The sequence below is a fragment of the Parasegetibacter sp. NRK P23 genome (assembly GCF_023721715.1).
Classification (GTDB): Bacteria; Bacteroidota; Bacteroidia; order Chitinophagales; family Chitinophagaceae; genus Parasegetibacter.
Window position 1 is genome coordinate 1 of sequence record NZ_JAMDLG010000023.1, and the last position, 12,402, is coordinate 12,402.

The window sequence follows — 12,402 nt, forward strand, 5'->3', positions numbered from 1 at the left end:
TAAAACGGAAACAACAACGAACCGCTAACAGCGGTTTACTAATAGCCGGGTAAGACGGTAAACGTGTTATTCATTTTTCAAATTAAATTCCATCGCGGCAAGACTGTTTACGTTTCTAAACTCCCGTCCATCAGTAAGCCGTACCGTTGCACGCAAGCTTTTCCAAGGCTGGCGAAAGGCTAAAATTTCGACGGCGAATTCATATCTTCGGCGAGTGAAAAAGGAACCTACTGATATGACATTTGACAGGACGCAATATTCTAAGCTTGTCGCAAATATTTCTGACCTTGTTGCAACAAAGCGGAGCAAAATTGCTCAACAGATCAATAATGAGATCTTAAATACTTATTGGCATATTGGTAAGTATATCATTGATTTTGAGCAAGATGGAAAGTTGAAGGCGGAATATGGGGCAAAATTGCTTCTTGAACTTTCCAAAGAATTGACCATTCGATTGGGAAAGGGATTTTCCCGTTCAAATCTTCATTACATGAGGGCATTTTATGTGGCTTACCCAATTTGTGAGACACTGTCACACAAATTGGGATGGTCACATTATTATGAATTACTAAAGATTAACGATGGCTTAGAGCGGCAATTTTATGAAAAGCAATCAGAAGCTGAGGGCTGGTCTGTGCGGGAACTTAAACGCCATAAATCCACGGCGCTATATCAGAGGATCGCACTAAGTAAAGACAAAGAGGGTGTGTTGGCTCTCTCGAAAGAAGGTCATAAAGTAAAGGACTTTGAGGATATAATAAAAGACCCGTATGTTTTAGAGTTTCTAAATATTCCTGAGGACCAGCGTTTGTCCGAACGGCATCTTGAGCAAAAAATCATAGACAATCTTCAGAATTTTCTGCTTGAATTAGGGAAAGGATTTGCTTTTATTGGCAGACAGCAGAGAGTGACTGTGAATAATACGCATCACTATATTGACCTGGTATTCTATCATCGGATATTAAAATGTTTCGTGCTTATAGATTTAAAGATTGATGAGGTTGCACATCATGACATAGGACAGATGAATTTGTACCTCAATTATTATGAGATTGAACAGAATGTTGAAGGTGACAATCCTCCAATTGGTATTATTCTTTCAGCTCATAAAGACGATATTTTTGTTGAATATGCTATTCGAGGGATAACAAATAAAATATTTATTTCAAAATATCAGTTGTATTTACCAGACAAAGAGCTTTTACAACAGAAGGTGCGAGATATTATTGACAAGGATTGACCAGCCAGCGTGCAACAGCGGTTTACTAATAGCCGGGTAAGACGGTAAACGCGATGTTTAGTTTTTCAAAGAAATTCACTCACGGCAAGACTGTTTACGTTTTCAAACTCCCGTCCATCAGTAAGCCGTACCGTTGGCTGCCATATTAATCGACACTTCAGAACTATGAAATACTTTCTAATCCTTGCAACTCTTTTAACGACCAAAATAAGCGCTCAAACATTATTAAATTTTGACAAGCGCTTTGTGCAAAGTGAAGACAAATGGGTTGCGTTTAAGCCAGACAAAGACAGTGCGTATGCTTATGGCTTTATCTATATTGACCCACAAGCAGGTTTGACGCTTAATTACGAAGGAACATTTAAAGTATCACCTTCAGGAGAGTTTCTGCCAAAAAAACTTGACAGTGCAAATATGAAAGTTAGGCTTGAGCCAAACAACATTTTAATCGCATTCATACCAGACAACAAATTTGACGAACTTAAAATTGAACCAATTCCCCAATGGCTTAAATATTACAAAACTGATACAAATTCTGTTGAACGACTTTATCGTTGGGGCTATATGTATAACGGCTGGGGCGAATGTGCAAAAGCATTGACGTATTTAGAAAAGGCTGAAAAAATAAATCCAAAGTTTAAGGGACTTGCGGTTGAACTCTCATTTTCCTACAACTGCCTGAAACAATATGACAAAGCCGAATTGATTTTGGAAGAGGAAATAAAAACTAATTCAGCAGACGCATATGTTAACAAAGAGTATATCTACACGCTTGCCAAAAACAACAAAGTTGATAAAGCCGAAAATCAATTTCAAACATCACTAAAGACCTTAAAAGACAAGCAATATAACGCTGAAAATTGCTATAATATCTTACAGTACTATTACACACAAAGGGACAAGATTAATTTTAATAAGTGGTATGAGATACTTCAAGGGCAGCCCAATGAAAATAAAATGCTGACAAAGTATGCTGATAATATGAAAGCAGACATTAACAAGTAATACGGCAGCCAACATCGGTTTACTGCTAGCCGGGTAAGACGGTAATCGTGATGTTCATTTCCTATAGCAAATTTATTCACGGCAAGACTGTTTACGTTTCCAAACTCCCGTCCATCAGTAAGCCGTACCGTTGGGCGAAAATTTATGAACAGCAAAAATTTAATTTTCTATTCTGGACTAAGAAAAAATATTGGAAGACCTAAATTTTTTGGTGTTTGTGATATTACAGTATTTCGTTTTTTGCAATGCTCCTCATTTATTGAATCCCGCTAAGCAACTTTGACAGAGGGATGTTTAACGCGGTTGAAATTTCATAAAGGGAAAATATAGTTGGATTCACCTTGCCGTTTTCAATCTTTTCAATTGCTTGACGATCTTTACTACAAGCCCTTGCTAAGTCAGCTTGACTCCAGCCAGCTTGAGTTCTTAATTCAATTATTCTCTGACCAATTTTTGTTTGTAGTTGTATCTTATTCACTATGCTAATTTGGTTTATTTGCTAAATAAAAGCGTCATATTTTATTTGACAGTTCAAGAAAGATCGCTAGATTTGTCATATAAAATTTGACAAGATGGAGAAAGTGAGAAAGACAAAGGTTTACTCTGAAATTAGGCAAAGGACCTATGATTGCACGTTTGTGGCTCAAATTAGACTTTCTGGTAAATGGCTTGAGAAGGCTGGTTTTAGAACAGGGAAAAAGATTATTGTAGCACCAGAGGATAATAAGTTGACATTTTATATACTTGACGCTTAATCTCGCCCAACAATAGTTTTGCAATAGCCGGGTAAGACGGGTAACGTGATGTTTCAATTTTCAAAGTAAATTCAATTGCGGTAAGACTGTGAACGTTTCCAAACTCCCGTCCATCGCAAAGCCTTGCCGTTGGGCGTCACCTTTACCCCGTTCCTATTTGGAAAATTTCTTACATTTGACATTATGCAAGCGCAAATAGATATAGGTTACGACCAGTTGGTTAAGTTGGTAAAACAACTGCCTAAAAAACAATGGGTTAGACTCAAGAATGAAGTGGAGGAGAAAGCTGCTTCTACTTCTAAATCGCCTGATATGTTGACTTTTTTATTAAATGCACCCACATTTAATAAAAAGCAGCTTGATGAGATTGATAAAGCAAGAATGGAAATTTCCCAATGGCGAACAAAATAATAGTCGTAGACACGTCTGTTCTAATTGATTTATTTAGGAAGACAGATAAATCGAATTCTTTTCTTGTTTCCCTTGTTGAGCAAGGTTACGACTATTGCATTTCTGCTATAACAGAGTATGAAATTTATAGAGGCGCTTTGTTAGGTCAATTGTCATTTTGGGATAATTTACTTGAAAAAATTCAGGTTTTGCCGTTTGACAAAGCAGCTTCCCGGATTGCTGTTAATTTAAATTCTGACTTAAAACGGAAAAGAAAGCAAATTGATATTCCGGATCTTTTTATTGCTGCCACTGCAATTGCTAATAATCTCCCTTTAGCGACACTTAATAGAAAACATTTTGACCGTATTGATGGACTTGATCTTGTAGGCTAGGCGAACGCCCAACACTAGTTTACTGAATAGCCGGGTAGACGGGTAATGTGGTGTTCTGTTTTTAAATAAATTCAATCTCGGCAAGACTGTTTACGTTTCTAAACTCCCGTCCATCAGTAAGCCTTTACGTTAGGCACAATATTTCGGCGACACCCAAATTTACATATCTTTGATAGTATCAAATGATGCTATCATGACACCTCCTTACGACATTACTAGTGAAATACTCCGACTTGTTTCTGAGATATCAGAAAAAATTGGAGAAATAAATGCAAATTTCCTTAATCGACAATCACCTCAATTACGAAAGCAGAATAGAATAAAGACAATATATTCTTCTTTGAGTATTGAGGGCAATACGCTTTCCGAAGAGCAAATAACGGCTTTGATAGAGAACAAGCGTATCATAGGACCGCAAAAGGATGTAACTGAGGTATTGAACGCAATTGAGGTATATGACAACCTGCAGAACTATGATCCTGGCATTGAGAAAAGTTTTCTGGCTGCTCATAAGGTGTTAATGAGAGGGTTACTTAAGGAGGCTGGAAAATATAGGAAGCAAAGTGTTGGAATTGTGAAGGGAGGACAGGTTGAACATTTAGCACCGCCATATGAAAATGTCCCTTTCCTCATGAAAGATCTTTTTACTTACGTTAAACGGTCTGACGAGTTGCCATTGATAAAAAGCTGCGTTTTTCACTATGAAATGGAATTTATTCACCCATTTTTGGACGGCAATGGCAGAATGGGTCGGCTTTGGCAAACTTTGATATTAATGAATTCTTATCCGGTATTTGAATATCTGCCCTTCGAGACTTTAATCAGCCAGACGCAGGGCGAGTATTACAGATCATTATCAGAAAGCGATAAGACTGGCAAGTCAACTTTATTCATAGAATATATGCTTAAAGTGATCAATAATTCGTTGTCTGGACTTTTAAATTACAAAGGTCGAGTTTTAACAGACGAAGACCGGTTAGCATACTTTCTGGAAAATGGACCCATGGAGTTTACGAGAAAGGATTATATGAGCTTATTTAAAGACATTTCTTCAGCAACGGCAAGTCGAGACCTTAAAAAGGGGATTGAGCGAGGTTTGTTAGAGAAGGTTGGGAGTTTGAATAAGACGACTTACAGAAGAAAATAATGAAATACTGTGCCTAACAGTAGTTTTGCAATAGCCGGGTAAGACGGTAAACGTGATGTTTAGTTTTCTAAGTAAATTCAATCTCGGCAAGACTGTGAATGTTTCCAAGCTCCCGCCCATCGCAAAGCCTTTCCGTTATGGGCAAAGCCATTTGACATCAAAATGAAGATAAAGGACATTTACTCTGATATTAAGACTGAAATTTTTGTGGTATTAAATCAGGTCGATGATAATATTCTTGATTGGGTTATTGAGCCGACATCATTAGGGCTTTTGCCGGAAGACGAGAATACTTATTTTGTTAAAGCATTTCAGGTTTCAGTAGGCGAGACTGTTGATTGTTACCTTTTAATATTGACACCGGAAAGAGTCGCTGGGACTGTTGTGAAAATGAACTCAAACGGACATTTATTCGTTGAAAACGTGGACGAGCAAAATCAGTCAGTAATTCCGGCAGTTGCGTCGGACTGTTTTGGTAACTATGAACTATATTTCGCAAAAGAAAATCCTCAAGTTGGAATTGACGTTTTAAGAGATGGGTTGGCGAAAGCAAAAAATAAAAATGTGGTAGCTGAAGATCTTGGATATTTACTTCGTGACGAGAGCATGATTTTAGAAGCAATTGTCTCGGCCCCTTAAAAACTGGACAAAAGTTCGATATTGGTTAGTCTTTTTTTGATTGTTTTACTCCTACTTTCGGCAAATTTGCCCCGCCTCCGGCTTTGCGGCTGATGGTTGCCTAAGAGGATCAAAACCCACGTAATAGTCGTCCCAGACCTGCTGCGGTGTTTTCTTGCCTAGACTGCCATGGAGCCTGCGGTCATTGTAGTGTTCCTTCCAGCGGTACATCACCAGACCGGCGTCGTAAATGGATTCAAATTGGTAGCGGCGCTCAATCGTTCTTTCGACAATGCTATGGTATGCTTCTATGAAGGCGTTTTCTTCCGGCGTTGCCACATGGGTGAACTCCTGGCTTACTCCCTGGTCCTTGAGGTAATCCCTGACCATGTTTGCGATGAACTGACTGCCGTTGTCGTTGCGGAGGGTAATGCCATTGGCTGGCTGCTTTTGTAGCACCTGACTTAGCAGCCACCTCACCTGCTCCTTGCGCATCCGCCAACCCAGAAGCTGTCCCAGTATCTTCCGGCTATAAACGTCCAGCACGGTCAGCAGTAAAGCGTTCCGACCTGCACCATGGATATAAAGGTATTTGATGTCCATGCACAGCTGTTGCATCGGAGCATCAGCCTGCTGGGTGTAATACTGAACAAATTTCCTGTTTGCTGAGTGAACCTGGATTTTGCTATTGTAAAGCAAGCCCTGTTCACCCATCAGCCGGTACACCTTCTTGGCATTGATAATAAACCCTTCCAGGCGAAGATAGCTGGTCATGATTCGGTAACCGTAGTCACTGAACTCCATACCTAGCATGAACTTGATGGCAATCACCACACTGTTGTTACCAATAGTAGAGCCATCGAGCAGGTTGGTGTGCGTGGAAGGAAGGCGGCCCCGCCTTCCGGTACTGCGCTTGTAGTAATAACTACTCTTGCTGATGCCTGTCCATCGCAACATCCGACTAACTTTTATCTTACTTTCAAAGAGCTGTATACAGCTTCTGGCATCCTGTTGGTTCAATGGCTTTTTTTAAAAGCTCGGTCTTAAACTCCAACTCCAGCGCCTGATTGGCAACGATGCGTTTCAGACGTTCATTTTCCTGCTGGAGTTTACGAATTGCCGGATAGACCGTGCGGTACTTTGGCTTTAAGCCGTCCACCCCGTTCCGGTTGAACTCGCGCTTCCAGCGATGGAAAAGAGACTGGGCTACGTTGTGTTTGCGTAATGTTTCTGTCAGGCCATACTCGTCGGCCTCCTGAATGATCTGGAGCTTCTGTTCAATGCTCCAACTGCTTCGTGTAATGCTCATAACAACCTAAATTTACGTTCTAAACTGATTTGAAAAATCAGTCCGGATATTTAGGGGGCTAAGACATTATTAGGTTTTGCGTGGACTATAAAGTTTCCTAAATTTGCATCCATTTCTTGCTAAACCTTCTCGCTATGAATAAATTCTATGGCCCGCCAGAAGATTTTAAAACAGCTATCACCTCACTCAACCTGCCCGGACGATGGGAAGAATTCCCTGAAGGCGCAAGATTTAAAACAATAAATGGTGGTATCATCCAATGGTACAGTTCTACCGGATCCATACTTGTTCAGGGAACACCCAGTGCAAAAAAGCAAATACTGGCGCTGCTCGAAACAGTATCCCTCAGTGATTTTATCGAAGATAAAAACAGGGTTGTTTATCCTTCTCCCGAAGTAAATGATTTAAGAAGAATATTCCTTGTTCATGGCCATGATATAGCCTCGAAAGAACAAATGGAACTTATGCTCCTAAAGCTGGGGCTGGAACCATTTGTACTCGCGAACACCAGCGGTGGCGGGCTCACCATCATCGAAGCACTGGAAGCGCAGATAGGAAAAAACGGTGCTGCTAATTTTGGTATCGTACTGCTCACGCCAGATGATTTTGGTTATTCAAAATCAGAAGGGCAGGAGAATACCCGGCCTCGGGCCCGCCAGAACGTTGTCCTCGAAATGGGAATGCTTATCGCTGCTATAGGGAGAAAGAATACAGTTATACTCAAAAAGGGCGATCTGGAAATTCCCTCCGACGCCAATGGTATTCTTTACCTCGAATTTAAAGAGCATATACGTGAAGTATGTTACAAACTCCTTGAAAGACTAAGGTCATCAGGCTTTGAAATTGATGCAAGAAAAGCAGAGAGAGCCCTTTATTAAAGCCTGCTTTGTGAATAAAACCCGTTTCTGCTTAAAGATAATCTATGAAAAAAAAGTACTACGTGGTGTGGGAAGGCAGAACCAAAGGCATTTTTGATTCATGGAATGATTGTAAAGCGCAGATAGATGGTTTTCCCAATGCAGTATATAAATCCTTCCCCTCGCTGGAACTCGCGGAACAAGCCTTACAAAATAAAAGCGATGACTATATCGGGAAGAAAATTACAGCGCAACTCCCGAATGATGTGTTAGAACGTATAGGCATGCCCCTGAAGGAAAGCATCGCTGTAGATGGTGCCTGGAATACCGCCACAGGAATGGTGGAATACCAGGGCGTACATACCGGATCCGGGGAAAAATTGTTTCAGGTGGGACCACTGGAAGATGGTACCAACAATATCGCTGAGTTTCTGGCAATCGTACACGCACTCGCGCTGTGCCGTAAAAATGGAACGGATCTTCCAATCTATTCAGACAGTAGAAATGCGATAGGCTGGGTGAAAGAGAAAAAAGCACGCACCAACCACACAAGAAGTGCAAAGAACAAAACCTTGTTCGATATGATCGATCGTGCGGAGAAATGGTTAAGAGAGCATGATTACCCCAACCAGATTCTGAAATGGGAAACAAAAGCATGGGGCGAAAATCCGGCGGATTTTGGAAGAAAATAACGCTCAATGCTGGTCGTAAAGTGTATCCAGCGGACTAAATGCCGTCCTTGGGGGAATACGGGCGATGTGCAGGTAAACCATCGTGGTTTCTATATTCGAATGTCCCAGCAAAGATTTAATGGTTACGATATCAAGCCCTTGTTCCAACAGGTGCGTGGCATAGGTATGACGAAGGGTGTGCGTACTAATCGGTTTATGAATACCGGCTTTTTTCACCGCCTGAGTTACAGCCATTTGGGTCGCTCGTTGTGAGAGAGGCTCTCCTGTTTTCCCTTCAAAAAGATATTTGACTGGTTTTTCGGCAGACAGGTGTGCAGCAATGCCGCGAACAATCATATTTCCAAGGGGAACGTATCGGTCCTTACTGCCCTTGCCCTGACGAACATGCAGCATCCTGCGCTCAAGGTCAGCGTCTGCAATGGTGAGTTGACGCACTTCGCTGCAACGAAGCCCGCAGCCATATAAAAGTCCGATCAGGAGTTTGTTCCTTAGTTGTGTGCAGGCCGCCATCAGTAGCTTTACCTCCGTACCATTCAATACTACAGGGAGTTTTTTAGGCCGCTCAATCTCCGGCAGACCGAATTGCTTGTATTCCAGTCCGCGAAGTTTACAAACGAAACGCATACCGAATACGGTAAATTTAAAGAAGGATACAGAAAGTGATCTGTTTTGCAACAACTGGTGCAGGTAATCCATTACCTGATCCGCATCAAGATCAGTGGGAAGTGTTTCATAATGAAGCGCCAGGTGCGCCAGTTGACGCGCATAATTGGTAAGCGTACTCTTGCTTTTGCCTGACACACTGATCGCACGCTCCATCTCCTTGTACAACGCAGCAAACCCGCTTACGTTTATACATGCGCGTTCAATAATGGGTACATAGTTTTTCGGTCGCCCGTAGACGATAGTAGGATTAGGATATTGCATTTCTCTGAAACGGTATGCCTTCGATTAGAACATACTTTTGCTGAATACAGCCTCGTTTTCCGTAATAATTTTTAATACAGATCGAACCGAACCTGCACTCGTATAAGTATCTTCTTTCGTATTCGTTACATAATCTATCAATTGCTCCATAGTGGTCTCCGCCACATGCATCCTTGTATCTGAGGAGGCGTAGTAAATCAATATGCGGCCATCTTCATCTTCAATCCATCCGTTACAGAACAGTACGTTCGAAACATCTCCAATCCTTTCTTCCCCTTCCGGCGCCATAAAATACCCCCCTGGTTTATGGATGATCCTGGTAATATCGTCTAATGCGGTCATAAATAGATAAAGCACATAACGAAGTCCGGCGGCGGTGTGCCGTACACCGTGGGCCAGGTGCAGCCATCCCTTTGGGGTTTTAAGCGGTGCCGGACCAAGGCCGTTCTTCGCTTCATAAACGGTATGGTAGATTCTGGGATCAATTACCGTTTCCTTCTCAATATGCGGTGATCTGATATCTGGGCACAGGCCGAACCCGATGCCACCACCTTTTCCCGCTTCAATGAATCCGTCCTGGGGACGGGTATAGAACGCATACTGGCCATGAACGTATTCAGGATGAAGGACCACATTCCTTTGTTGTGCCGAAGGCGTAACCAGGTCGGGCAGGCGTTCCCAGTTGTCGAGGTCCTTCGTGCGGACGATGCCACATTGGGCAATAGCCGCAGACTGGTCGGAAACCGGTGCGGAGGTATCCCGGCGTTCCGTGCAGAAAAGTCCGTATATCCATCCGTCTTCATGTTGTGTAAGGCGCATATCATATACGTTCACATCGGGATGAACGGTTTCCGGTAACAGAAGCGGGAAGGGGCGGAATCTGAAGCCTTCTGTACCATTGTCACTTTCTGCCAGGGCGAAAAATGATTTACGGTCGGCGCCTTCCACACGGGCCGCCAGTATATATTTTCCATCGAATCTTATAGCGCCGGCGTTGAAAACCGCGTTGATCCCGAAGCGTTCCATGAGAAAGGGATTGCTGTTTTCTTTCAGATCGTACCGCCAGGAAATGGGGGTGTGCGCCGCCGTTAGTACCGGATATCTGTACCTGTAAAACACACCGTTTCCGTGTTCCTCTTTCACATTGGGGCGGTTGATGAGCTTCTCGTACTCCCCGTGCAACATGTTCAGCCTGCTTTCAAAATCGGCGCTCATAAAACTTCATTTGCTTGTGATACATTTAGTTTTCCAGTTTATTCCACCATGTTCTTTTCAGGATAAAGATGATAACGGCAAGGATAAGAATAACGGCCCAGAGTGGCGCCTGCATACCCAGAACAATATACATAGGTAGTAATGTCAGGCAGCATTGGGCGATGATACCGAGGAGTACATTGAACATGTCGGTTCCGAATCTTTTATTGGGAATAAAGTACGGGTTTTCAGCCATTACTTTATCGTGCACGGGCTTCCAGAAGCCCCAGGGTTTCACGGTGCTGTAAAAAGCTTTTAGTGTACCTTCATCAGAAGGTGGGGCCGTGTATGTTCCGATGATACAGCCGGCGATGGAGATGAGGAAGAGTAGCGGCCATTTGTAAAGCGGCAGCCCGTCGAACAGCAGCGGGAATACAAGTGCCGCGGCGATGCCCGCCATCATGCCCCAGAAGAATCCGTTCGCGTTAAAGCGCCACCAGTACCATTTCAGCACATTAGCGGCGATGTACCCACCGTAGAGTGCGCCCACGATCCATTGGAGTATACTGTTCACATCTTTCGCAAAGAAGCCCAGGACAATACCGGCGATTACCACTACAATACCCATCAGGTAATTCATGTAAATAATGCGCCTGTTGGATGCCTGCGGATGAACATACTTGAGGTAGATGTCGTTTACAATGTACGCCTGTGCTGCGTTAAGTGTTCCGGAGAAAGTACCCATGAACGCGCCGAGCAACCCGGTAAGTACGAGGCCGAGTAAACCTGCGGGAAGGAAATTGTTGATGGCTGCAGGCAGGATTTTTTCAAAATCCGTTCCGTTCGGAGCGGATATCCCCAGTTGCGGAAAATACAGCAGCGCCAATACGGTAAGGCCAATCACCATCGAGTAACGGATCGGAAGTAATACGATGGATACGAATCCTGTCATTTTAGATGCTTCTTTAGGCGAACGCGTGGAAAGTATTTTCTGCATATCGTAATTGGGCGCCGGGCCTGCAAGGCTTGCAAAAATTCCTTTGAAAAGCATCATCATAAAGAAAATACCGAACAGGCCGAAGCCATCTTCCTGTATCTTTCTGTTCGCGTCTTCCAATATGCCGGTCCAGTTCATGTTCAGTTCCCAGCCGAAAAATGGTGTGCGCCATGCTTCGGGTACACGCAACTCATTTCCATGCAGGTGTTTCATGGCGATCACGGCGATCACGATGCAGCCCGCGGTCATGATAATGTATTTGATCACGTCGCCCAATACAATGCTGTGCATGCCGCCCAATATGGAATAGAACATCGCGAATAGGGTGAACACGATACCGTAAAAATGTGGAACATACCCTGGGCTCACCTCGAACGGAACATAAGCGGATACCAGGTTCCAGGGAATAAAAATTTCCATGAATTTACCCAACCCTATAAAGCCGTAGGCCAGGAAGCCCAGGCAGCCGAGCAATGCGAAAACAACGGTGATGTTGTGCGAGGCACGAACACCCCTGCCGCTGGTGCCGAAGCGGGTGGCGAGCCATTCCGCACCGGTATTGGCGTTGGACCGCCGCAGCCATTTGGCCAGGAACATCATGTTGAATACCTGGTTGAAGACCGGCCACAACCAGGGAATCCAGATGCTTTTCAGGCCGTACACAAAGCACAGGGCCACCATCCACATCGTGCCGCTGATGTCGAACATATCTGAAGCGTCACTCAGTCCAAGCATGTACCAGGGCAGTTTTTTTCCGCCCATGAGGTAACTCTCTTTGTTCACGCGGGCACGTTTGCGCATGAGCCAGCCGATCATCACCATCAGGATGAGGTAGGAAACAACGATGTCAAGGTCGATGGGTTGGAGTTTCATGCG

The 12,402-nt window shown here is 43.4% G+C and carries 15 protein-coding genes; 9 read left to right on the top strand and 6 right to left on the bottom strand.

Features of this window, described 5'->3' with window-relative positions; all coding sequences use genetic code 11:
* Window positions 1-235 precede the first annotated feature (235 nt).
* Both M4J38_RS18820 and M4J38_RS18825 read left to right on the top strand, forming a co-directional pair.
* Window positions 236-1,240: a YhcG family protein gene (locus M4J38_RS18820; protein ID WP_251761357.1), complete on the top strand. Its 1,005-nt coding sequence runs from the start codon at window positions 236-238 to the stop codon at window positions 1,238-1,240.
* Between the two features lie 165 nt (window positions 1,241-1,405).
* Window positions 1,406-2,245 carry a lipopolysaccharide assembly protein LapB gene (locus tag M4J38_RS18825; RefSeq protein WP_251761358.1) on the top strand — a complete coding sequence of 280 codons (840 nt, stop codon included), beginning with the start codon at window positions 1,406-1,408 and terminating at the stop codon, window positions 2,243-2,245.
* A 256-nt stretch (window positions 2,246-2,501) separates the two neighbouring features.
* On the opposite strand, the gene M4J38_RS19730 is transcribed toward M4J38_RS18825, so the two are convergent.
* Window positions 2,502-2,723, bottom strand: coding sequence for a helix-turn-helix domain-containing protein (locus M4J38_RS19730; protein ID WP_251761346.1), 222 nt, complete (start codon window positions 2,721-2,723; stop codon window positions 2,502-2,504).
* A gap of 94 nt (window positions 2,724-2,817) precedes the next feature.
* Between M4J38_RS19730 and M4J38_RS18835 the strand changes: the two genes are divergently transcribed.
* The 5 genes from M4J38_RS18835 to M4J38_RS18855 all read left to right on the top strand — a co-directional run bounded on the left by M4J38_RS18835 (window position 2,818) and on the right by M4J38_RS18855 (window position 5,571).
* On the top strand, window positions 2,818-3,000 hold the full coding sequence (locus tag M4J38_RS18835; RefSeq protein ID WP_251761359.1) for a SymE family type I addiction module toxin: 183 nt from the start codon (window positions 2,818-2,820) through the stop codon (window positions 2,998-3,000).
* Between the two features lie 183 nt (window positions 3,001-3,183).
* Window positions 3,184-3,411, top strand: coding sequence for a hypothetical protein (locus M4J38_RS18840; RefSeq protein ID WP_251761360.1), 228 nt, complete (start codon window positions 3,184-3,186; stop codon window positions 3,409-3,411).
* The gene (locus M4J38_RS18845) at window positions 3,396-3,785 is read left to right on the top strand and encodes a type II toxin-antitoxin system VapC family toxin (RefSeq protein WP_251761361.1); all 390 of its coding nucleotides are present in this window, start codon (window positions 3,396-3,398) and stop codon (window positions 3,783-3,785) included. Before M4J38_RS18840 ends, M4J38_RS18845 begins: the two co-directional genes overlap by 16 nt.
* 193 nt (window positions 3,786-3,978) lie before the next feature.
* The gene (locus M4J38_RS18850) at window positions 3,979-4,932 is read left to right on the top strand and encodes a Fic family protein (protein WP_251761362.1); all 954 of its coding nucleotides are present in this window, start codon (window positions 3,979-3,981) and stop codon (window positions 4,930-4,932) included.
* Between the two features lie 162 nt (window positions 4,933-5,094).
* Window positions 5,095-5,571 carry a hypothetical protein gene (locus M4J38_RS18855; RefSeq protein WP_251761363.1) on the top strand — a complete coding sequence of 159 codons (477 nt, stop codon included), beginning with the start codon at window positions 5,095-5,097 and terminating at the stop codon, window positions 5,569-5,571.
* A gap of 51 nt (window positions 5,572-5,622) precedes the next feature.
* Here the strand turns inward: M4J38_RS18855 and M4J38_RS18860 are convergent, their stop codons facing one another.
* Together M4J38_RS18860 and M4J38_RS18865 are read right to left on the bottom strand one after the other, a co-directional pair.
* A complete protein-coding gene (locus tag M4J38_RS18860) occupies window positions 5,623-6,507 on the bottom strand; it encodes an IS3 family transposase (RefSeq protein WP_251761364.1) in 885 nt (294 codons plus the stop codon).
* Between the two features lie 22 nt (window positions 6,508-6,529).
* Window positions 6,530-6,859 carry a transposase gene (locus tag M4J38_RS18865; RefSeq protein ID WP_251761365.1) on the bottom strand — a complete coding sequence of 110 codons (330 nt, stop codon included), beginning with the start codon at window positions 6,857-6,859 and terminating at the stop codon, window positions 6,530-6,532.
* A 134-nt stretch (window positions 6,860-6,993) separates the two neighbouring features.
* Between M4J38_RS18865 and M4J38_RS18870 the strand changes: the two genes are divergently transcribed.
* On the top strand, window positions 6,994-7,737 hold the full coding sequence (locus tag M4J38_RS18870; RefSeq protein ID WP_251761366.1) for a TIR domain-containing protein: 744 nt from the start codon (window positions 6,994-6,996) through the stop codon (window positions 7,735-7,737).
* 44 nt (window positions 7,738-7,781) lie between these two features.
* Entirely contained in the window at window positions 7,782-8,408 is a 627-nt protein-coding gene (locus M4J38_RS18875; protein WP_251761367.1) for a viroplasmin family protein, read from the top strand.
* A gap of 3 nt (window positions 8,409-8,411) precedes the next feature.
* On the opposite strand, the gene M4J38_RS18880 is transcribed toward M4J38_RS18875, so the two are convergent.
* The 3 genes from M4J38_RS18880 to M4J38_RS18890 are packed head-to-tail and all read right to left on the bottom strand — an operon-like array spanning window position 8,412 to window position 12,399.
* Complete coding sequence (locus tag M4J38_RS18880) at window positions 8,412-9,335, bottom strand: tyrosine-type recombinase/integrase (protein ID WP_251761368.1); 924 nt, start codon at window positions 9,333-9,335, stop codon at window positions 8,412-8,414.
* A gap of 24 nt (window positions 9,336-9,359) precedes the next feature.
* Complete coding sequence (locus M4J38_RS18885) at window positions 9,360-10,550, bottom strand: glycosidase (RefSeq protein ID WP_251761369.1); 1,191 nt, start codon at window positions 10,548-10,550, stop codon at window positions 9,360-9,362.
* Window positions 10,551-10,575: 25 nt separating this feature from the next.
* Entirely contained in the window at window positions 10,576-12,399 is a 1,824-nt protein-coding gene (locus M4J38_RS18890) for a sodium:solute symporter family protein (protein ID WP_251761370.1), read from the bottom strand.
* Window positions 12,400-12,402 lie beyond the last annotated feature (3 nt).

Excerpts from the sequence above, each read along its gene's own strand:
- M4J38_RS18820 (WP_251761357.1), top strand. The coding sequence starts at position 236 with ATGACATTTGACAGGACGCAATATTCTAAGCTTGTCGCAAATATTTCT.
- M4J38_RS18825 (WP_251761358.1), top strand. The coding sequence starts at position 1,406 with ATGAAATACTTTCTAATCCTTGCAACTCTTTTAACGACCAAAATAAGC.
- M4J38_RS18835 (WP_251761359.1), top strand. The coding sequence starts at position 2,818 with ATGGAGAAAGTGAGAAAGACAAAGGTTTACTCTGAAATTAGGCAAAGG.
- M4J38_RS18840 (WP_251761360.1), top strand. The coding sequence starts at position 3,184 with ATGCAAGCGCAAATAGATATAGGTTACGACCAGTTGGTTAAGTTGGTA.
- M4J38_RS18845 (WP_251761361.1), top strand. The coding sequence starts at position 3,396 with ATGGCGAACAAAATAATAGTCGTAGACACGTCTGTTCTAATTGATTTA.
- M4J38_RS18850 (WP_251761362.1), top strand. The coding sequence starts at position 3,979 with ATGACACCTCCTTACGACATTACTAGTGAAATACTCCGACTTGTTTCT.
- M4J38_RS18855 (WP_251761363.1), top strand. The coding sequence starts at position 5,095 with ATGAAGATAAAGGACATTTACTCTGATATTAAGACTGAAATTTTTGTG.
- M4J38_RS18860 (WP_251761364.1), bottom strand. The coding sequence starts at position 6,507 with ATGTTGCGATGGACAGGCATCAGCAAGAGTAGTTATTACTACAAGCGC.
- M4J38_RS18865 (WP_251761365.1), bottom strand. The coding sequence starts at position 6,859 with ATGAGCATTACACGAAGCAGTTGGAGCATTGAACAGAAGCTCCAGATC.
- M4J38_RS18870 (WP_251761366.1), top strand. The coding sequence starts at position 6,994 with ATGAATAAATTCTATGGCCCGCCAGAAGATTTTAAAACAGCTATCACC.
- M4J38_RS18875 (WP_251761367.1), top strand. The coding sequence starts at position 7,782 with ATGAAAAAAAAGTACTACGTGGTGTGGGAAGGCAGAACCAAAGGCATT.
- M4J38_RS18880 (WP_251761368.1), bottom strand. The coding sequence starts at position 9,335 with ATGCAATATCCTAATCCTACTATCGTCTACGGGCGACCGAAAAACTAT.
- M4J38_RS18885 (WP_251761369.1), bottom strand. The coding sequence starts at position 10,550 with ATGAGCGCCGATTTTGAAAGCAGGCTGAACATGTTGCACGGGGAGTAC.
- M4J38_RS18890 (WP_251761370.1), bottom strand. The coding sequence starts at position 12,399 with ATGAAACTCCAACCCATCGACCTTGACATCGTTGTTTCCTACCTCATC.